We start from the raw sequence: 20,803 nt of genomic DNA, 5'->3' as shown, positions 1-20,803 counted from the left end.
TGGAAGGCTTGCTGGTGATTGCTTTGAAGAGCCGCTTTATAACAAGGGCTCTAAAAAGCTGTCAAGGAAGCCTGCCCAGTCTTAATGCGTGCTAATTCTATCCTTAGAGTCAGACTCGCGTTTTTCATCCTTTGCGACCAGATCAGTAGCCACGTCCGGCAACGGCTCCGGCGCGTATTGCAGCGCAATTTGCAGGACTTCGTCAATCCATTTAACGGGCTTGATCTGCAGATCCTGCTTGATGTTGTCAGGAATCTCCTTCAAATCACGCACGTTTTCTTCCGGAATGATCACCGTCTTGATGCCACCGCGATGCGCAGCGAGCAGTTTTTCCTTCAGGCCACCAATCGCCAGAACCTGCCCGCGCAAGGTGATTTCGCCGGTCATTGCCACATCGGCACGCACCGGGATCTGTGTAAGCGCTGACACAAGAGCGGTACACATGCCCACACCGGCGCTCGGGCCGTCCTTCGGCGTAGCGCCCTCAGGCATGTGGATGTGCGTGTCATGTTTCTCGTGGAAATCCGCTGGAATGCCCAGGCTACGGGCCCTGCTGCGTACCACGGTTTGTGCGGCAGTGATCGATTCAACCATCACATCGCCCAGAGAACCGGTCTTGATCAATTGCCCTTTGCCCGAGACCACTGCGGCTTCGATGGTCAGCAATTCACCGCCCACCTGCGTCCACGCCAAACCGGTTACCTGCCCGATCTGATCCTGCTGCTCGGCCAGTCCGTAACGGAATTTACGCACGCCCAGGAAGTGTTCCAGCATCTCGGCTGTGACCTGCACGGAGAAGCGTTTTTCCATCGTGTGTTCTTTGACCGCCTTGCGGCAGACCTTGGCAATCTGGCGCTCAAGCCCGCGCACGCCCGCTTCCCGGGTGTAGTAACGGATGATGTCGCGGATCGCTGCCTCGTCGAACTGGACCTCGCCTTTCTTCAAGCCGTTGGCCTGAATCTGCTTGGGCGAGAGGTATTTGACGGCGATGTTGATCTTTTCGTCTTCGGTGTAGCCCGGCAAACGAATGACTTCCATCCGGTCCAGCAAGGCTGGCGGGATGTTCATCGAGTTCGAGGTGCAGAGGAACATCACATCCGAAAGGTCGTAGTCGACTTCAAGGTAGTGGTCGTTGAAATTGTGGTTCTGCTCGGGGTCCAGAACCTCAAGCAATGCCGAGGCCGGATCGCCACGCATGTCGCTGCCCATCTTGTCGATTTCATCGAGCAGGAACAGCGGGTTGCGAACGCCCACCTTTGTCATCTTTTGTATCAATCTTCCTGGCATCGAACCGATATAAGTACGGCGATGACCCCGGATTTCAGCCTCGTCACGCACGCCACCCAGCGCCATACGCACAAATTTGCGATTGGTCGCATTGGCGATGGACTCGGCCAGGGAGGTTTTACCCACACCTGGAGGCCCTACCAGACACAGCACAGGACCACGAATCTTCTTCACGCGCTTCTGCACAGCGAGGTATTCAAGGATGCGTTCCTTGACCTCGTCCAGACCATAATGGTCGGCGTCGAGAATCGCTTCGGCACGCGCAAGGTCCAGGCGAACTTTGCTCTGCGCCTTCCACGGCACTTGAACCAGCCAGTCGATGTAGGTGCGCACAACGGTCGCCTCGGCCGACATCGGCGACATCTGCTTGAGCTTGTTCAGCTCGGCAGTTGCCTTGGCCAGAGCGTCCTTGGGCAGGCCAGCAGCGTCGATGCGCTTTTTCAGCTCTTCGATTTCGTTGTGGCCTTCGTCGCCGTCGCCAAGTTCTTTCTGAATGGCCTTCATCTGCTCGTTCAGGTAGTACTCGCGCTGGCTGCGCTCCATTTGCTTTTTCACGCGACCGCGGATGCGCTTTTCAACCTGCAGCAGGTCGATTTCGGCATCCAGTAAGGCCAGCACGTGTTCGACACGGGCTGACAGGTCGATAATCTCAAGGATTTCCTGCTTCTGCTCGATTTTCAGCGCCATATGCGCCGCCATAGTGTCTACCAGGCGGCCTGGCTCATCAATGCTGTTGAGCGAAGAGAGGACTTCTGCGGGGACTTTCTTGCCCAGTTGCACGTACTGCTCGAATTGAGCCAGCAGGCTGCGCACAAACACTTCCGATTCGCGGTCTGGCGCATCGACTTCGTCGATCAACGCCACATCGGCACGGTAATGGCCATCGACTTCGATGAAACGCTCCACCGAACCACGCTGCTCACCTTCAACCAGCACCTTGACGGTGCCATCCGGCAGTTTGAGCAGCTGCAATACGGTGGCGATGGTGCCGACGCTGTACAGAGCCTTTTCGTCAGGATCGTCGTCAGCCGGGTTTCTTTGCGCGAGCAGCAAGATCTGCTTGTCGCCTGTCATCGCCGCTTCAAGGGCTTCGATAGACTTCTCGCGCCCCACGAACAGCGGGATAACCATGTGCGGATAAACCACGACATCACGCAATGGCAAGAGAGGCAATTCAATAGTGGTCTTCATGATTTCGCCTCTACGGCGGCCAGTTGGCCGGGACAGATGGAATTAGCTTGAAGCCAAGATGGGGGTAGCGTTCAAAAAAAACAAGCTCTAGAGAAACACCACGCCAAGATCAGTTTCTTCATACAGAACGAATGAACTGGCCAAAAATGCAAAAGGGGGCCGAAAAGGCCCCCTTTTGTGTCACTTCACACGCAAACGCACATCAATGCTTTACGCGTCAGGAGCAGCCTTGGCGGGTGGCTCGCTGTTTTCGTAGATCAGCAACGGCTTGGACGTGCCATCGATAACGCTCTCGTCGATCACCACCTTGCTCACGTCGCTTTGCGACGGGATCTCGTACATGGTGTCGAGCAGCACGCCTTCGAGGATGGAGCGCAGGCCACGAGCACCGGTCTTGCGCTCCAGCGCACGACGGGCAACCGATTTCAGCGCGTCGGTGCGGAACTCGAGGTCCACACCTTCCATTTCGAACAGCTTGGCATACTGCTTGGTCAGAGCGTTTTTCGGCTCGGTGAGGATCTGAATCAAAGCAGCCTCATCCAGCTCGTCCAGCGTTGCGAGCACCGGCAGACGACCGACGAATTCCGGGATCAGACCAAACTTGACCAGATCGTCAGGCTCGACTTCACGCAGGGACTCGCCCACCTTCTTGCCCTCCTCCTTGCTGCGAACTTCGGCGTTGAAACCGATGCCGCCACGGGTGGAACGGTTCTGAATGACCTTTTCCAGGCCCGAGAAGGCGCCACCGCATATGAAGAGGATGTTGCGCGTGTCCACCTGCAGGAATTCCTGCTGCGGATGCTTGCGACCACCTTGAGGCGGAACGGAAGCCACGGTGCCCTCGATCAGTTTCAGCAAGGCCTGTTGCACGCCTTCACCGGAAACGTCACGAGTGATCGAAGGGTTGTCGGACTTGCGCGAAATCTTGTCGATTTCATCGATGTAGACAATACCCATCTGGGCCTTCTCGACATCGTAATCACATTTCTGCAACAGCTTCTGGATAATGTTTTCGACGTCCTCACCCACATAACCGGCTTCGGTCAGGGTGGTGGCGTCGGCAATGGTAAACGGCACGTTAAGCAGGCGGGCCAGTGTTTCAGCCAGCAGCGTCTTGCCGGAGCCCGTAGGGCCGATCAGCAGGATGTTGCTCTTGCCCAGCTCGACATCGTCATTCTTCTTGTCGCGCTGGTTCAGACGCTTGTAGTGGTTGTACACCGCTACTGCGAGAACCTTTTTGGCACGTTCCTGACCGATTACATACTGGTCAAGGATGCCGCTGATTTCTTTAGGCGAAGGCAATTTATGCGCGCTGCTTTCTGCCTGTGCTTCCTGCACCTCCTCGCGGATGATGTCATTGCACAGGTCGACGCACTCGTCGCAGATAAAGACCGAGGGGCCGGCAATCAATTTGCGCACTTCATGCTGGCTTTTGCCACAGAAGGAGCAATAGAGCAATTTGCCGTTGTCCTCGCCGTTGCGGGTGTCAGTCATTCGATCGATCCAATCCGGTAGGCTTGCAACACAAGATGAAGGCTATTGCGGGCTTTTTCAAGTCCGCAGGCGGTCGGTTGTGCCGACCCCCTACATTTTGAGCCGCTTAGGCAGGCATTTGACGCTTGTTGATCACGGAGTCGATCAGGCCGTATTCCGCCGCACGCTCTGCGCTCATGAAGTTATCACGCTCGGTATCACGCTCGATGGTTTCGAGGCTCTGGCCGGTGTGATGCGCCAGCAACGAGTTCAGGCGATGACGAATGTGCAGGATTTCCTTGGCATGGATGTCGATGTCCGACGCCTGACCCTGGAAACCGCCCAACGGCTGGTGAATCATCATCCGCGAGTTGGGCAGGCAGTGACGCTTGCCCTCTGCGCCGCCAGCCAGCAGGAATGCACCCATGCTGCACGCCTGACCGATGCAGATGGTCGAGACGTCCGGCTTGATGAACTGCATGGTGTCGTAGATCGACATGCCTGCAGTGACCGAACCGCCCGGTGAGTTGATGTAGAGATGGATATCCTTGTCCGGGTTTTCCGCTTCAAGGAAAAGCAGTTGCGCGGCGATAAGGTTGGCCATGTAGTCCTCTACCGGACCAACCATAAAGATGACCCGCTCCTTGAGAAGGCGCGAATAGATGTCATAGGCGCGTTCGCCACGGGCGGACTGCTCGATAACCATCGGGACCAGGCCGCCAGCGGCCTGGATGTCAGAGTTCTGCTGAATATAAGAATTGCGGGACATGTCCTGCATTCACTCCCAAATAGTCGAGTCTTGAATACGCACAAGCCAGCGCGAAGGCTGGCTTGTGGGTGTTTTCGCACGAAAAAGAGAATCAGTCGGCTTTTGCAGCTTCCACCGGCTTGACAGCTTCTTCGTAGGAGACCGATTTGTCGGTCACGCTAGCTTTCTGCAAAACAGTATCTACAACTTGCTCTTCAAGCACAACAGAACGTACCTCGTTCATTTGCTGCTCGTTCTTGTAGTACCAGGCAACAACCTGTTCAGGTTCCTGATAGGCGGACGCCATTTCCTGGATCATTTCACGAACGCGAGCATCGTCAGGCTTCAGGTCGAACTGCTTGACCACCTCGGCAACGATCAGACCCAGCTCTACGCGACGCTTGGCCTGCTCTTCAAACAGCTCTGCAGGCAGCTGGTCTGGCTTGATGTTGCCGCCGAACTGCTGAACAGCCTGGACGCGCAGACGGTTGACTTCGTTTTCCAGCAGCGCTTTAGGCACTTCGATCGGGTTGGCGGCCAGCAGACCGTCCATGACCTGATTCTTGACCTTGGACTTGATCGCCTGACGCAGCTCGCGCTCCATGTTCTTGCGAACTTCGGTGCGGAAGCCTTCGATACCGGTTTCCTTGATGCCGAACTGCTTGAAGAACTCTTCGTTCAGCTCAGGCAGCTTTGGCTCGGAAACGGTGTTGACGGTGACAGTGAACTCGGCAGCCTTGCCGGCCAGGTCGAGGTTCTGATAGTCCTCAGGGAAGGTCACGTTCAGAACGCGCTCTTCACCGGCCTTGGCGCCAACCAGACCCTCTTCGAAACCAGGGATCATGCGGCCGGAACCCAGAACCAGCTGGGTGGCGGTGGCGGAACCGCCAGCGAATACTTCGCCGTCGACCTTGCCCTCGAAATCAATGTTCAGCTGGTCTTCGTTCTGGGCGGCACGGTCGGCCACTTCGAAGCGAACGTTCTGCTTGCGCAGCACTTCCAGCATGTTGTCCAGATCGCTGTCAGCGACATCGGCGGACAGACGTTCTACGGCGATGGTGTCGAAACCGGCAACGGTGAATTCCGGGAATACTTCAAAAGTAGCCACGTATTCCAGATCTTTGCCTTTTTCGAACGATTTTGGCTCTACAGCAGGAGCACCCGCCGGGTTCAGCTTTTGCTCGACGACAGCTTCATAGAAGGTAGCCTGAATCAGATCGCCCAGTGCTTCCTGGCGTGCACCGTCTTCGTAACGCTGACGAATCACGCTCATCGGCACCTTGCCAGGGCGGAAGCCCGGGATCTTGGCTTTACGTGCAGTCTGCTGCAGACGCTTGTTGACTTCAGTCTCGATGCGTTCGGCAGGCACGCCAATGGTCATGCGGCGCTCAAGAGCGGAAGTATTTTCAACAGAAACTTGCATGGATATTCCTCGTTGCACAGACGTTAGCCGGCCGTTTCCGACCCCAGAATCAAGGGCATGCATTCTAGTGGGTCAAACTCAAGAAGTCACCCTACTGAAAAAGGGCGGGTTAAAAAAGGAATCGGCCTACGGCCAGAGGTGAAAAACATACACCTCGCACCATTCGCGACAGGTCTGGCACGGCGTCTATATAAGGAAGCACCTGCACCGAACGATCACCGACCCCTCTAAACAGCGCCCCACTCGACCAGCGGCGATGCAGCCGCTGGGCCTGCGAGGCGGTAAAACGAATACGTTGAAACAACAAAACCGCTCAAGGCGGCCATTTTCATTTAGCTTTTTTGCAGCCTGGGCGTTCTCACCCGAGCCATACGGGACCTGGCAGATGGAAAATTCTAAAATCAACCAGATGCCTGCCATACATGACTTCAGCCTCGAAGCCTTATTGAACCCGGCGCGCATCGTACACAACGCAGCCTGGACGCGCCACCCATGGCAAGCAATTGACCAGACGGACAATTTTTGCGCAGACCAGTTCTGACACCGACTGCCAATTCAAAAATCATCATCAATAACGAAAGCTCAGGCTGATGCACCCACATCACACGCGCCGAGACTTCGGAAAATCTTGCTGTACACCGTCGAAAAGCAAGACAACTTACCGAACCAAAACATTGAAGGCCTGCCGCCCGACACGACCACATCACCCCGCAAAACATCAACATTGAAAAAGCATGAAATCATCACATCATTGTCAATACATAACGATAACGAAAAGACAGTCGCTCATGCCATCACAACAGCTTACTTAAAGGGTGGACAGCCGCGGTGCGGAAAACCAGCCCCCTATAGACAGTAACGAGCAACACAAACAGCGGCTCACCCTACCCTTGCCCCTCCCTTGGCTACGCAGGGGAAAGACTCGAGCAAAGGCGTAGCCAGCCGGATGTTGCGCCCTTGTGCTGCACCACCAACCACTCCATACTCCGACCGCTGATTTTGCTTCTCCAGCCGGGAGGACAGAGGCTTCAACCACGGTGAATTTCACAATCTCCACCCCGCACCAACACCTTGCCGAACAGTTAAAACAGTCAAGATACCTAGCCACCAAAACATCGACATCGCTCAGGAAAAAATATGTACAAAATGATTGCTGCACTAAGTTTTCTGGCTATAACTTCCGCAGCCATTACCGGCTGCAATGAAAAAGAAGGAAACAAGGAAAACGTAGCAAATACAAAAACCACCCATTACTCATCAGATAAATGCGCAGTAGACTCCATCGGCGGCAAGACAGGGTCAACTGTTTATGTCGCCAAAGGCATGGTCCAATTCAACGGATGGGCGATCGACACCACTAACCAGAGCGCACCCAAGGAAATCAGACTTCGCCTGACGGGCTACAAGGGCACCGCCACTACGTTCAAGAACCCCACCATTGTTGATCGCCCGGATTTGGTAAAAGCATTCGGCAATGAAAAATTCCTGAAGTCAGGCTTTTCATTCACAGCAGATTTATCATCACTGGAATCCGGCGGCTATAGCGTCGTTACAGAGATCCCGGGTGAAAACTCGTCTCTTCTGTGCCAATCCAGAATATTGCTGGTCATCGAGTAAGCGGCCACCCGCCCCGCAAGAGCCACCTGAAAGAAGCCGCTGCCAATATTGATGATGACCTGGCTTCAAGCAGCGCCCCTCAGGCAACTGCCCAAGGTGAGGTCAAGACGCACCGATCGACGCGCTTGAAAACCGCGGATACAGCTGAACAAATGCGAAACTCGACACGAAAAAAAGCCCGCACTGTGCGGGCCTCTTTTAGCTTTCGCGATTATCAGTGGAACCCGGCCAAAGTACATCTGGTGCGGACGGAGGGAACCAAATTCAGGCCCCAAAAACCCGGGTAACAGGCACAAAAATTCACAGGCAAGAATCGATGTACTTTTTGCTGTACTGATTAGCTGACGCTGGACCGCAGCAGACATCGCCTGAGCTCAGCCGGCAGAACACGATGCCTTAAGTCGCTTTCAAATCGTACAGGCATCGAACCTCAAGGTTCTGGATCGCGATGTTTTGGGCGCCAGTGACTGGGTCAAAGCGCAGGTATCCGGCAAAACCTTTGTCGCTTTTCATTTCAAACGTCAGTTCATTGATGCCCAATCCTACTGGCTTAACCAGCGAATTGATTTCCGAGAGCGTTTCCCCAACCGGCGTGTAAAACAACTGCGCCAGATCTGCCCTTTCCACTTCAAGGCGAACTCTGACCTGTAACAGTTGGCAAGCGGGCAATGTAGCCAGCATGGTTGGGCTCAGGATAATCATCGGGTCAGACCCGGTCATCATCCGGTTGTCGGCGTCGAGAACGGTAATATTTGCGACCTCGAATTTGTCCGATCCAATGTTGTAGAGCGCACCTGTGGTGTCGAATGCAGCAGGCGATGTGGTGGCCAGTCCGGCAAAGGACGCCCCTATAGAACGCGCGTAGCGAAGGATGAGGCTCATGTCGATTCCAGGGTGAACGCCGGGGCACTGGAAGAAACCTCCGCGCTGATTCCCCTGATTCAGGCATGCGATGTTCTCAACGCGTATATCGTAGGTTTGTTTGTAGTACGCGTCGTGTTCTGTGATTTTTGTGCCGACAACGAGTGCGACAGATGCGAAACACATAACGATGACAAGAGAAACCGGAAACACTTTGTTGGCTTTCGACATCGCAGCAAACACGGCTGCTATCACCAGTGGCCACGCAGCGCACACCCAGAAGAAATGAAATCTTACGAAACCAAACGTAAACAACTTCATTCCAGAATCGATGCTTGCTGGATGAAGGTTTGCCCGACCCGCCGAGACGAGCCCAAGGTAAACTAATATCGCAGCAAACACCGGGAACGCGATAAATGAGACTCGACCTAATGCACCGTAGTTTCCGTAACGTCGAGCCACTACCAACGACAACAGAGATATAAGCAGCAGAGAGGCAAGCCCCAAGCTAGCAATACCTAATGATAAAAACGGAAAAATTTCGGATAGATAAAGAGACCGTGCAATTTTAGAAAGAATGAATATCCAGAATTCGGCATCCCACGGATAAGCCATTGCGGTATCAGCCCGATGAATACCATGCTGTATTCCTACAATCACCCACCCTTGCAACAGGCTGGTAAGTATCGAAGGTAAAAGCATCGATATCGCCATACCCATTACTTGTGGCGACTTCTTAACCACAAACAGCTCACGAGTCAGCATTGCCACAGAGAAAGCGAGAAAAGCGAAGGCACCACTGATATAGACCAGCCCGGATGCCGTCGCCAGAAGAATGCCGAATGTGCATTTAAGCTTTGTGCCAAACGAGCTCACACTGACAAGTGAGGCCGTCAGGATGAAAAGCAAAGGCAGCACCTGATGGTACGCCATGTTTTGAAGGCCCCAGTATGAATCAGGCTGCAGCATTATCAGTAGGCTTGAAAAGGCAGCTGCGGATAACAGTTTGTCGTTCAAACAGTACTCGAGCAATTTCCATTGAATTAACAGTATCCCGCCAAGCACTAAGGTCATGCTGATGGCTTGGTATGCAATGGTGTTCCCACTCAACCACCTGAACGCCAATGAATCCAGTGCCATCCCCAGAGGGTAAAGGGTATCGTTTGAGGAGGTGAAAAGGTCGTGCAGTTTGAGGGAGCCCGCAGTTTCGTGATAATAAGGTCTGATATCGTCCAGAAAAGGGAGGTCAATGCCATAGCGAAGCCATGAGACAATATTAAAAACAGCGGAAAGTATCGGCAATCCAACTAGCAGAACGATCAGAACACGTTTACAAAACGCTTCTATTCTAATCTTCTGTGCAGCCAAGTCTGACTGTACAAGGGTTATCATTGCTGCATTCCTTCGCGTCAAGTATGAAAATACTGACCGGACTGTACCATGTATATTTGAAACACCTAGAGATAACGCAGCAATGGGGAAATAAACTCAGGACCAGAGCCCCGGGCCGCTACATCTGGTCACACGCCAGATTGCTTTTCCAAACGCTCCAGACGCTCATCGAGCTGCTTAACGCCGTTGATCAGCACCGCAATGAATTGCTCATAGCGAAGCCCTTGGCGCGAATTGCGATCATTCTTGTCGGACAATACCCATCCCGCAAAATCATCAATACCGACTGACGTCATCGCATCTTTGACCTGCTGGGCACCCAATCTGTAATGGACGCGGCAGCCTTTTGCCTTGGTCACAACATCTTCGAAATCTCTACATCTACTGTTTTCTTCCTGCCGATCTGAATTGAAGACTCCTGCAACACCTCAATAAATTTAATCTTGGTATCGCCAGTCTCATCAATGTAAGTACCGCCTGCAACCTTTGCCATAATCATGACGCGCTGACCGGCTGCATCAAATTCTGGATAGGTGTCCATGAGCTGGCGAGTTTTGATGACTGTCGATTAAACGCGAACAGCCTTGCCATCCACGACAGACACTTCAACAGTTTGCTCTTCGTACTCTTCCTCATCCGGAACTTCTATTTTTTCAACCCGAACAACAACCCGCCCCACCTCACCGGCACCACTTTCACGGCAGGTAGACGCTGCAGTCTTTTTCCTTGGGCTTTGCTTGCCGGACGGCGGTGTCAGCCAGGGGCATTAGTGCATCACCAGTCAACCCGGATTCACGACGGGCTGACTAATGTACTAAAAATGCGCGGAAGACGCTGGAGTCTTGCGGAACTCAACGCAACAAAAAGCCCGCACTTGGCGGGCTTCTTCTGGCTTTCGCGGTTCTCAACGGAACCCTGCGAAAGTACATCTGGTGCGGACGGAGAGACTCGAACTCTCACACCTTGCGGCGCTGGAACCTAAATCCAGTGTGTCTACCAATTCCACCACATCCGCATTTCAGACTTTTAAAGCAAAGGCGCCAGACTATGAATCTGGCGCCCTTCTTAATATGGGGTGGACGATGGGGTTCGAACCCACGACCGCAGGAGTCACAATCCTGTGCTCTACCAACTGAGCTACGCCCACCATATTGCATGTGACGGTGTATCTTACTTGCTGTGCCAAAGCTGCCTTTAATGGCGCACCCGGCAGGACTCGAACCTGCGACCATCCGCTTAGAAGGCGGATGCTCTATCCAGCTGAGCTACGGGCACTTATATAATTTGTATTCTTGCGATAACAAACTAAAGGGCTTTCAATCACACCGAGCTGATTTGCAACTCTGCCTGACCTAATCAACCAGTGCTAGCTTAACCAGTGCTGGGCTCTGCCCGGCAAGTGCGACGAATCTTATAGACGGCCCCCGGGGTCGTCAACCTTTTTTTGAAAAAAATTCAGCTAGATAAAGGAGTTAGCTGAATATGCAGAGCAAGCGCCTTTGCCCTCGCGCCATGTCATGCGAGAATGCGCGCTCATTTTATTTCCTCTCGATGGTTAATCACGCGTCATGACTGCAAAACTAATCGACGGCAAGGCGATCGCCGCCAGCCTGCGCCAGCAGATCGCCAAACGCGTCGCTGAACGTAGCCAGCAAGGTCTGCGCACGCCGGGCCTCGCGGTGATTCTGGTTGGCAGCGATCCTGCCTCCCAGGTGTACGTTTCTCACAAGCGCAAGGACTGCGAGGAAGTCGGCTTTATCTCCCAGGCCTACGACTTGCCCGCCGAGACCACTCAGGTGGCGCTGACTGATCTGATCGACCGCCTCAATGAAGACGCGGCTGTCGACGGCATCCTGCTGCAGTTGCCTTTGCCTGCTCACCTGGACGCGTCGCTGCTGCTGGAGCGCATTCGCCCGGACAAGGACGTGGACGGTTTCCATCCTTATAACGTCGGGCGTCTGGCTCAGCGCATTCCGCTGCTGCGTCCGTGCACCCCAAAAGGCATCATTGCCCTGCTGGAAAGCACCGGTGTCGATCTGTACGGCCTGGATGCCGTGGTGGTGGGCGCGTCGAACATTGTCGGTCGCCCGATGGCGATGGAATTGCTGCTGGCGGGCTGCACCGTCACCGTCACCCACCGCTTCACCAAGGATCTGGCAGGCCATGTGAGCCGCGCCGATCTGGTGGTGGTTGCCGCTGGCAAGCCCGGCCTGGTCAAGGGCGAATGGATAAAGCCCGGCGCTATCGTGATCGACGTCGGCATCAACCGCCAGGACGATGGCAAGCTGGTCGGCGACGTGGTTTACGAGACCGCCCTGCCCCGGGCCGGCTGGATTACTCCGGTCCCGGGCGGCGTTGGCCCCATGACCCGTGCCTGCCTGCTGGAAAACACGCTGTACGCAGCCGAAACCCTGCACGACTGATCAGCCTGTTGGCCCAAAAAAACGGCACCTCAAGGGTGCCGTTTTTTTTACCTCTTCACCACCCTACTTCTTGCCGGCTTCCCAGCTTTTCAGCAGGTCGGAGTAGGCGATGGTTTCACCCTTCGGTTTCTCGTTGGCCAGCTTGCGTTGTGGCGCGAGGAACTTGCCACCGCTTTTCTCAGCCTTGGAATACCACTCTTCGGCCGACGTCTCAGGATTCATCTTCGGTGCACATTTGCTGGCTTCCTGCACTTTGGAACGCTCAATGCGCGTCATGATTGCATCCTGATCCTTGGCCAGACCGTCCAGCGCCTGCTGCGCTGTTTTCTCGCCGGTGACCGCCTCGGCAACGTGGCTCCACCACAGTTGCGCCAGCTTCGGATAGTCAGGCACGTTGGTGCCGGTTGGCGACCACTGAACGCGCGCCGGGCTGCGATAGAATTCCACCAGGCCACCCAGTTTTGGCGCCAGAGCGGTCATCTCCTTGGAGTTGATGTCCGACTCGCGAATCGGCGTCAGGCCGACGATGGTTTTCTTCAGCGAAACACTTTTCGACGTCACGAACTGCGCATACAGCCAGGCCGCCAGACGTTTTTTCTCGTCGGAAGACTTCAGGAAGGTCCACGAACCCACGTCCTGATAGCCCAGCTTCATGCCTTCTTTCCAGTAAGGACCTTTTGGCGACGGTGCCATGCGCCATTTCGGCGTGCCGTCGGCGTTCATGACCGGCAGACCCGGCTTGGTCATGTCGGCAGTGAAGGCGGTGTACCAGAAGATCTGCTGCGCAACGTTACCCTGCGAAGGCACCGGACCGGATTCAGAGAAGGTCATGCCCGCCGCTTCCGGCGGTGCATAGGCTTTCAGCCAGTCAATGTATTTCTGTGTGGCGAAGACTGCCGCTGGCCCGTTGGTGTCGCCACCGCGGGTGATGCTGGAACCGACCGGATGACAATCCTCGACGCGAATGCCCCACTCGTCCACCGGCAGACCGTTAGGCAGGCCCTTGTCGCCGCTGCCCGCCATGGAGAACCAGGCATCGGTGAAACGCCAACCCAGCGACGGGTCTTTCTTGCCGTAATCCATGTGGCCGAAGACTTTCTTGCCGTCGATCTCCTTGACGTCTTCACTGAAGAACTTGGCGATGTCTTCATAAGCCGACCAGTTGACCGGAACGCCCAGCTCGTAACCGTATTTGTCCTTGAATTTCTTTTTCAGGTCAGGACGCTCGAACCAGTCGGCACGGAACCAGTACAGGTTGGCGAATTGCTGGTCGGGCAACTGATAGAGCTTGCCGTCCGGCGCGGTGGTGAACGAGGTGCCGATGAAGTCTTTCAGGTCCAGGGTCGGAGACGTGACTTTGCTGCCTTCAGGGCTGGCCATCAGGTCGGTCAGAGACATGGCCTTGCCGTAGCGAAAGTGCGTACCGATCAGGTCTGAGTCGTTGACCCAGCCGTCATAGATGCTCTTGTCAGACTGCATGGCCGTTTGCAGCTTCTCGATGACATCACCTTCCTGCAGCAGGTCGTGGGTGACTTTGATGCCGGTGATTTCAGTGAACGCCCTGGCCAGGGTTTTCGACTCGTACTCGTGGGTGGTCAGGGTTTCCGACACCACTTTGATATCCATGCCACGGAACGGTTCGGCAGCCTTGATGAACCACTCCAGCTCTTTCAACTGCTCGGCATCGGAAAGCGTACTCGGCTTGAACTCTTTGGCCGCCCATTCCTTTGCCTTCTCTTCGTACTGATCCGCCCATGCCGACACACTCAACCCGCTGAGCATGATCATAGTTGCCAGCGTCACGCTATGTTGCAGCTTGTTTTTCTTATTGAACATAGTCATCTCCAATGTTGCTCTTATGTAGTCCCGCTTTTCGAACACTGCCGAGCGGATCACGTTGATGATCACGCCTGACTGCCGCCTAACCCCAACGCATCACCACCACGAGCCACACCAGGGAAATCCCTGAAGCGACCCAGATATTCCAGTCAGTCACACCAATGACCAGCAAATGCAGGTAGGCGCTACCCAGAAGGCCAATGAACAAGCGGTCGCCACGCGTGGTGACAATCGGTAGAAAACCGCGACGCTCGATACTCGCCGAGCGCAATTCCCATACCGTCATACCCACCAGCAACAACCCGATACTGATGAAGAACGCCGCAGTCGGCAGTGTCCAGGACATCCACTCCATTTTCTCGACTCCTCAGACACGACCAAGAGCAAAGCCCTTGACCACGTGGTTGCGAACAAACCAGATCACCAGCATGCCTGGCAGGATGGTCAATACTCCCGCCGCTGCCAGCACCCCCCAATCGATGCCGGACGCGGAGACCGTACGGGTCATCACCGCGGCAATCGGTTTGGCGTTGACCGATGTCAGGGTGCGCGCCAACAACAGCTCGACCCAGGAAAACATGAAGCAGAAAAACGCCGTGACACCGATTCCCGAGCCAATCAGCGGGATGAAAATCTTCACGAAGAACTTGGGAAAACTGTAACCGTCGATGTAGGCCGTTTCGTCGATTTCCTTGGGAACGCCGGACATGAAGCCCTCCAGAATCCATACCGCCAGCGGGACGTTGAACAGGCAATGCGCCAAAGCGACGGCAATGTGCGTATCAAACAACCCGATGGACGAATACAGCTGGAAAAACGGCAGCAGAAACACCGCCGGTGGTGCCATGCGATTGGTCAGCAGCCAGAAGAACAGGTGCTTGTCGCCGAGAAAACGATAGCGTGAAAACGCGTAGGCCGCCGGTAATGCGACGCTCAGCGATATCACCGTGTTCAGGCACACGTAATACAGCGAATTAAGATAGCCGCTGTACCAGCTCTCGTCGGTGAAAATGACCTTGTAGTTGGCCAAGGTAAAATCCTGCGGCCACAGCGTCAGCCCGCCGAGAATCTCGGTATTGGTCTTGAACGACATGTTGACCAGCCAGTAGATCGGCACCAGCAGGAACAGCAGGTAAATCCACAGCGGTATGATTTTGCGCAGACTCATGACCAGCCCCTCAATTCTTTTCGCTGTGAGTCATGGCGGTGTAAAACACCCATGACACCAACAGAATGATCAGGAAATACACCAGCGAGAACGCCGCCGCAGGCCCCAGGTCGAACTGACCGAGCGCCATGGTGGTCAGGGTCTGACTGAGGAACGTCGTGGAGTTGCCCGGACCGCCACCGGTGAGCACGAACGGCTCGGTGTAAATCATGAAGCTGTCCATGAAACGCAGCATCACCGCGATCAACAACACGCTCTTCATTTTTGGCAACTGGATATGCCGGAAGATGGCCCAGCCGGAAGCACGATCGATCCGCGCCGCCTGATAGTAAACATCCGGAATGGCCCGCAGCCCCGAATAGCAGAGCAACGCCACCAGCGAGGTCCAGTGCCAGACGTCGATGACCAGCACGGTCACCCAGGCGTCCGAGGCATTGGCGGCATAGTTGTAGTTGATGCCCAGCACGTTGTTCAGCGTGTAACCGAGCAGACCGATGTCGCCACGGCCGAAGATCTGCCAGATGGTGCCGACCACGTTCCACGGAATCAGCAACGGGATGGTCATCACGATCAGGCACAACGACGACCAGCGGCCTTTGGTGGGCATGGTCAGGGCGATCGCGATGCCCAGCGGGATCTCGATCAGCAGCACGCAGCCCGAGTAGATGAACTGGCGCAGCAGCGAATCATGCAGGCGCGGGTCCTGCAAGACCTGTCTGAACCAGTCGGTGCCGACGAAATAGCGGCTGGACTGATCGAAGATGTCCTGCACCGAATAATTGACCACGGTCATCATCGGAATGATTGCGCTGAATGCCACCAGCAGAAACACCGGCATCACCAGCCACCAGGCCTTGTTGTTCTGCACCTTACGCATGGGGCACCTCACTCGCAGGACCGGCTTCAAGCAGGTAATCGTCGGCATACAGCATCAGCCATTGCCCCGGAAAACTGATCCAGGCCTGGCCTTGCGGCACCGGTTTGTCTTCCTGCAGACGCACTTTCAGCAACTGGCCGGCCAGTTTCAGGGTGATGATCTTGTACGTCCCCAGGTCCTCGACGTAGGTCACATCCGCGCGCATCGCGTCGTCGTAAGGCCCGTCCCAGACGTGCACGAACTCCGGGCGAATGCCCACCTTCAGACTTTTCCACGAGGTATTGGCGAGCTTGTGCTGCAGCGATTCAGACAGCGGCAGACGAATATCGGCAAAACCGACCCCACCCGGCTGCGGCGTGACGTCGATCAGGTTCATGCCCGGGCTGCCGATGAAATAACCGACAAAGGTGTGCGAAGGCTTTTCAAACAGTTCGCGAGGTGTGCCGAACTGCACGATTTGCCCGCCATACATCACCGCGATCTTGTCAGCGAAGGTCGAAGCCTCCAGCTGATCATGGGTGACGTAGACCATGGTGATGTTGAACTGCTCGTGAATCTGCTTGAGCTTGCGGCGCAACTTCCACTTCAAGTGCGGGTCGATGACCGTCAGCGGCTCATCGAAAAGGATTGCCGACACGTCATCACGCACCAGACCGCGGCCCATCGAGACCTTTTGCTTTTCATCGGCACTCAGGTTGCGCGCTTTCTTTTTCAGCAGCGGTTGCAAGTCGAGTACGTCGGCAATCTCGTTGACCTTGATGAGCACCCGCGCCTCGTCCATGCCCTGATTACGCAGCGGGAAAGCCAGGTTATCGAACACGGTCATGGTGTCGTAGATCACCGGAAACTGGAAAACCTGCGCAATGTTGCGGCGCTCCGGCGGCAGCTCGTTGACCACTTTTGAATCGAACAGTACCTGCCCTTGAGACGGGCTGAGCAAACCCGAAATGATGTTGAGCAATGTCGATTTGCCGCAACCGGACGGCCCGAGCAGCGCGTAAGCACCACCCTGCTCCCAGATGTGGCTCATTTCCCGGATCGCGTAATCCTCGGGGCCAGGGTTGGCGCTATAGCTGTGCGCCAGGTTCTGCAAGCGAATCTCTGCCATCAGGCTACCCTCGCCATGCGCAGGCCCGGTGCCTGAATCAGGCCGCCCTGCTGATCGAATACAAATAATTTATGAGTCGGGATGTACACCCGAATCGATGCGTCAACGTCGTAGGCATGCACGCCGGGCAAATGCAGGACCAGCGAGAACAACTCGTTGCGCACGTGCAGGAAGGTTTCCGAACCACTGATTTCAGCCAGTTCCACGGTAACGGCCAGTTCCAGATCGTCATCATTGGAGGGCACCAGGCTCAGGTGACTGGGGCGCACGCCGAAGCGGTATTCACCGTCGCCAACGGCACGTAAATCAACGTTGAGTGGGAAATGTACGAAGTTGGCGAAACTGACCTCGTTGCCTTCAATGCGCCCAGGCATCAGGTTGATCGGCGGTTCGGAGAACAGCTCTGCCGCCAATACGGTCGCTGGCCGGTGATAAACCTCGGGAGTCTTGCCGCTCTGCACCACCCGGCCTTCGTGCAGGATGGTCGTGGTGCCGCCCAGCGCCAGTGCTTCATTGGGCTCGGTGGTGGCGTAAATGGCGATGGTGTGGCGAGCTGCGAACAGTTCGCGCATCTCCTGGCGCAGTTCTTCGCGCAGCTTGTAGTCGAGGTTGACCAGCGGCTCGTCGAACAGAATCAGCTCGGCATCCTTGACCAGCGCCCTGGCCATCGCCGTGCGCTGTTGCTGTCCGCCAGACAATTCGAGCGGGTGGCGTTGCAGGAATTTCTCGATGCGCAGCATCTTCGCGGTTTCCTGCACCCGACTCTGGATCACGTCCCTGGACAGACCCGCCTGGCGCAGCGGCGATGCGATGTTTTCAAACACCGTCATGCTGGGGTAATTGATGAACTGCTGATAAACCATCGAGACGTTGCGCAGACGAACCGGTCGTTGTGTGACATCGACCCCGTTCATCAACACCCGCCCACTGTCGGGCTTGTCCAGCCCGGCCATCAGGCGCATCAGGCTGGTTTTACCTGACAGGGTTCGCCCCAGCAGAACGTTGAATGATCCCGGCTCAAAGCTCAGGGAAGCGTCGTCGATCCAGATCTGGCCATCGACTGCGCGACTGACATGCTCCAGCGTGAGTGACATGGCGTGCCCTTTGTTGTTTTTTTCATAAGGGTGAATGCGTGACACTTTGCAGATAGCGACATTCGTGCCAGTTCTGGCACTTTCGCGCAGAAGCCCGAGCCAGAGCATTCGCCCGGTTTTACGGCGTCAAACGGGTTTCGCAGCTGAACAAAAATGAACAGAAATATTGAACACTTGAACAAAATGAACATTGACTTTGAGCGAATCTGAACGACACTGGACGGACGTTGCGGGCAAGGATGGTCACGCCGACGGGACCTAAAAACAAAAACAATACGTCATATTCGCAGGCATCCTCATGTCTCAACCCAGCGCTTCGCTTGCTCACGACCTCATCATTCAGGATTCATGGACTCGCTGCCGGGACTTCGGTCTCAGCCATCAGACGCGTCCATCGTTCGGCCAGCTGCCGGGCGCAGAGGTTTCCCGGCTGCTGGAACGCCATCACGGGCTGGTGCAAACCACCCATCAGGAGGTGTTGCCGGTCTATGAAAACATCCTCAGCAACTCCAATTGCCTGATCATGCTGGCCGACACTGATGGCCAGTTACTCAAGTCGTGGGGCAATCAGCGTTTCGTCGAAGCTTCGCAAACCCTGGGCTTCCTGGCCGGAGCCAGTTGGAGCGAACGCGGCACCGGCACCAACGCCATCGGCACGGCGCTGGCCTGCGAACAGGCGATTCATATCGAGCCGGATGAACACTTTCTCAAAGCCAACCGGTTCATGACCGGTTCTGCTTCGCCGATCTTCGATGCCGATCGGCGCATCATTGCCGTACTGGATGTGTCGAGTGACAGCTTCCTTCCCCCTTCGCACACGCTGGGCATGGTCAAAATGATGAGCCAGTCGGTGGAAAACCGCCTGATCCTCGATCAGTTCCGCGACACGCATTTCCAGCTGATCTTCAATACAGCCCTGAACAACCTCGACAGCCAGTGGGCAGGCCTGCTGATTTTCGACGAAAGCGGCCGGATTCTCTGCGCTAATCGCCGCGCCGACAATTTGCTGGGCGCCCGGCTTTCTGGTGTCAATATCGAGACGCTGTTCAAGTGCCCGATTCTGCAACTGCTGAGCGAGACGCAAGCGCGCCCCTTCGCGCTGCACGCGTTTGGCAACAATCGCTTTCAATGCCTACTCAAGCGTCCGACTCGCAAGCCGCTCAAGCTGCACAGCGTAAAGCCCGCTCAGGCACCTGTTGCGCCGCGCAGCCTCGATCTGGAGGCGATCAGCCTCGGCGATGCGAGAATCGAGAAAGCCGTGCTCCAGGCGCAGCGCTTGCTGGAAAAAGACATACCGTTGTTGATTCACGGGGAAACCGGGGTGGGCAAGGAAGTGTTCGTCAAAGCGCTGCATCAGGCCGGTTCGCGCGCCAGCGAGCCACTGATCGCGGTGAACTGCGCGGCAATTCCGGCCGATTTGGTCGAGGCCGAGCTGTTTGGCTACGAGAGGGGCGCGTTTACCGGCGCAAACCAGAAAGGCAGCATCGGGCTGATTCGCAAGGCCGATAAAGGCACGCTGTTTCTCGATGAGGTCGGCGACATGCCGATGCCGGTGCAGGCGCGATTGCTACGGGTGTTGCAGGAGCGCTGCGTTCAACCACTGGGCAGCAGCGAGTTGTATCCGGTAGACATACGGCTGATATCCGCCACCAACCGAACCCTGCGTGATCAGGTGCAGGCCGGGCATTTTCGTCAGGACCTTTATTATCGAATCAGCGGGCTCAACATCGAATTGCCGCCATTGCGCGAGCGCACCGACAAACATGCACTCATCCAGCGTATCTGGGAGCGGCATCGCGACGCGCATCAACGGGCGGGGTTTTCCCGAGAGGTGCTTGAGCTGTTTGAACACCATCCCTGGCCGGGCAATATTCGCCAGCTCAACAGCGTGATTCAGGTGGCACTGGCATTGGCGGACGAGCAGCCGATCAGTGCCGAACACCTGCCGGAAGACTTTCTGCTGGATGTGGGCACGGATGAGGAATGCCGGGAGACGGCGCAAGCCCGTCAATCGCCCTACCGACAGTCGTCGACGCAAGACCTGAGCCACCAGTTGCAGGCCGCGGGCGGAAATATTTCACTGCTGGCCAAACAGTTGGGCGTGAGCCGCAACACGCTGTACAAGCGGTTGCGGGAACAGCGGATTGTTTAGCTTTTGACGCTCGGCAGGCCGCACAGCGAAGAACGGACGCGGAGCGTCCAGAACAGCATGCCCACGCGGAGGATGGGCACGACAGTGTTTCAGGGATAGTCCTTTATCGTTCCCATGCTCCGCTTGGGAATGCATTTCGTGACGCTCCGC

The 20,803-nt window shown here is 55.7% G+C and carries 17 protein-coding genes and 3 tRNA genes; 4 read left to right on the top strand and 16 right to left on the bottom strand.

Features of this window, described 5'->3' with window-relative positions; genetic code table 11:
* Positions 1 to 81: 81 nt before the first annotated feature.
* The 4 genes from lon to tig form a co-directional block, all read right to left on the bottom strand.
* Positions 82 to 2,478 (bottom strand): endopeptidase La, encoded by a 2,397-nt coding sequence (lon, locus tag QRN38_RS03325; RefSeq protein WP_005770753.1) that lies wholly within the window; start codon positions 2,476 to 2,478, stop codon positions 82 to 84.
* Positions 2,479 to 2,688: 210 nt separating this feature from the next.
* Positions 2,689 to 3,972 carry an ATP-dependent Clp protease ATP-binding subunit ClpX gene (gene clpX / locus QRN38_RS03320; protein ID WP_005770751.1) on the bottom strand — a complete coding sequence of 428 codons (1,284 nt, stop codon included), beginning with the start codon at positions 3,970 to 3,972 and terminating at the stop codon, positions 2,689 to 2,691.
* Between the two features lie 106 nt (positions 3,973 to 4,078).
* Positions 4,079 to 4,720: an ATP-dependent Clp endopeptidase proteolytic subunit ClpP gene (gene clpP, locus QRN38_RS03315; protein ID WP_002552734.1), complete on the bottom strand. Its 642-nt coding sequence runs from the start codon at positions 4,718 to 4,720 to the stop codon at positions 4,079 to 4,081.
* A gap of 91 nt (positions 4,721 to 4,811) precedes the next feature.
* Positions 4,812 to 6,122, bottom strand: a complete 1,311-nt coding sequence (gene tig, locus QRN38_RS03310) for a trigger factor (protein ID WP_057418455.1) — start codon at positions 6,120 to 6,122, stop codon at positions 4,812 to 4,814.
* 256 nt (positions 6,123 to 6,378) lie between these two features.
* Between tig and QRN38_RS03305 the strand changes: the two genes are divergently transcribed.
* On the top strand, positions 6,379 to 6,663 hold the full coding sequence (locus QRN38_RS03305) for a hypothetical protein (protein WP_162484635.1): 285 nt from the start codon (positions 6,379 to 6,381) through the stop codon (positions 6,661 to 6,663).
* A 596-nt stretch (positions 6,664 to 7,259) separates the two neighbouring features.
* Positions 7,260 to 7,739, top strand: coding sequence for a lipoprotein (locus QRN38_RS03300; protein ID WP_005770745.1), 480 nt, complete (start codon positions 7,260 to 7,262; stop codon positions 7,737 to 7,739).
* A gap of 396 nt (positions 7,740 to 8,135) precedes the next feature.
* Here QRN38_RS03300 and QRN38_RS03295 read toward each other — a convergent pair whose 3' ends face one another.
* The 6 genes from QRN38_RS03295 to QRN38_RS03270 form a co-directional block, all read right to left on the bottom strand.
* Entirely contained in the window at positions 8,136 to 9,992 is a 1,857-nt protein-coding gene (locus QRN38_RS03295) for a hypothetical protein (RefSeq protein WP_057418456.1), read from the bottom strand.
* A 128-nt stretch (positions 9,993 to 10,120) separates the two neighbouring features.
* Positions 10,121 to 10,351 (bottom strand): hypothetical protein, encoded by a 231-nt coding sequence (locus tag QRN38_RS03290; RefSeq protein ID WP_007245210.1) that lies wholly within the window; start codon positions 10,349 to 10,351, stop codon positions 10,121 to 10,123.
* Positions 10,348 to 10,533 (bottom strand): hypothetical protein, encoded by a 186-nt coding sequence (locus QRN38_RS03285; RefSeq protein ID WP_007245209.1) that lies wholly within the window; start codon positions 10,531 to 10,533, stop codon positions 10,348 to 10,350. The genes QRN38_RS03290 and QRN38_RS03285 overlap by 4 nt, the downstream gene beginning before the upstream one ends.
* 389 nt (positions 10,534 to 10,922) lie before the next feature.
* Positions 10,923 to 11,007: transfer RNA gene (locus QRN38_RS03280), tRNA-Leu, on the bottom strand.
* A gap of 56 nt (positions 11,008 to 11,063) precedes the next feature.
* Positions 11,064 to 11,139 (bottom strand) — tRNA-His (locus QRN38_RS03275).
* Between the two features lie 51 nt (positions 11,140 to 11,190).
* Positions 11,191 to 11,267: transfer RNA gene (locus QRN38_RS03270), tRNA-Arg, on the bottom strand.
* Positions 11,268 to 11,560: 293 nt separating this feature from the next.
* On the opposite strand from QRN38_RS03270, the gene folD reads away from it, so the two are divergent.
* Entirely contained in the window at positions 11,561 to 12,415 is an 855-nt protein-coding gene (folD, locus tag QRN38_RS03265) for a bifunctional methylenetetrahydrofolate dehydrogenase/methenyltetrahydrofolate cyclohydrolase FolD (protein WP_005619567.1), read from the top strand.
* Positions 12,416 to 12,478: 63 nt separating this feature from the next.
* On the opposite strand, the gene QRN38_RS03260 is transcribed toward folD, so the two are convergent.
* From QRN38_RS03260 to QRN38_RS03235, 6 genes are all read right to left on the bottom strand, one after another.
* A complete protein-coding gene (locus tag QRN38_RS03260; RefSeq protein WP_011104696.1) occupies positions 12,479 to 14,251 on the bottom strand; it encodes an ABC transporter substrate-binding protein in 1,773 nt (590 codons plus the stop codon).
* 85 nt (positions 14,252 to 14,336) lie between these two features.
* Positions 14,337 to 14,609 carry a DUF2160 domain-containing protein gene (locus tag QRN38_RS03255; protein WP_003376264.1) on the bottom strand — a complete coding sequence of 91 codons (273 nt, stop codon included), beginning with the start codon at positions 14,607 to 14,609 and terminating at the stop codon, positions 14,337 to 14,339.
* A gap of 12 nt (positions 14,610 to 14,621) precedes the next feature.
* Entirely contained in the window at positions 14,622 to 15,422 is an 801-nt protein-coding gene (locus QRN38_RS03250; protein WP_003376266.1) for a carbohydrate ABC transporter permease, read from the bottom strand.
* A gap of 10 nt (positions 15,423 to 15,432) precedes the next feature.
* Complete coding sequence (locus tag QRN38_RS03245) at positions 15,433 to 16,299, bottom strand: carbohydrate ABC transporter permease (RefSeq protein WP_002552729.1); 867 nt, start codon at positions 16,297 to 16,299, stop codon at positions 15,433 to 15,435.
* Positions 16,292 to 17,407: an ABC transporter ATP-binding protein gene (locus QRN38_RS03240; RefSeq protein WP_057418457.1), complete on the bottom strand. Its 1,116-nt coding sequence runs from the start codon at positions 17,405 to 17,407 to the stop codon at positions 16,292 to 16,294. Before QRN38_RS03240 ends, QRN38_RS03245 begins: the two co-directional genes overlap by 8 nt.
* The gene (locus tag QRN38_RS03235) at positions 17,407 to 18,501 is read right to left on the bottom strand and encodes an ABC transporter ATP-binding protein (protein WP_005740065.1); all 1,095 of its coding nucleotides are present in this window, start codon (positions 18,499 to 18,501) and stop codon (positions 17,407 to 17,409) included. Before QRN38_RS03235 ends, QRN38_RS03240 begins: the two co-directional genes overlap by 1 nt.
* A 298-nt stretch (positions 18,502 to 18,799) precedes the next feature.
* Here QRN38_RS03235 and QRN38_RS03230 point away from each other — a divergent pair, with 298 nt between their 5' ends.
* Entirely contained in the window at positions 18,800 to 20,653 is a 1,854-nt protein-coding gene (locus QRN38_RS03230; protein WP_057418458.1) for a sigma-54-dependent Fis family transcriptional regulator, read from the top strand.
* Positions 20,654 to 20,803 lie beyond the last annotated feature (150 nt).

Origin of the sequence: Pseudomonas sp. CFBP2511 (assembly GCF_030209255.1) — a bacterium.
Lineage (GTDB): Bacteria > Pseudomonadota > Gammaproteobacteria > Pseudomonadales > Pseudomonadaceae > Aquipseudomonas > Aquipseudomonas avellanae.
The sequence above is the reverse complement of the archived record's forward strand: the minus strand, read 5'-3'. Positions and strand labels throughout refer to the sequence as shown.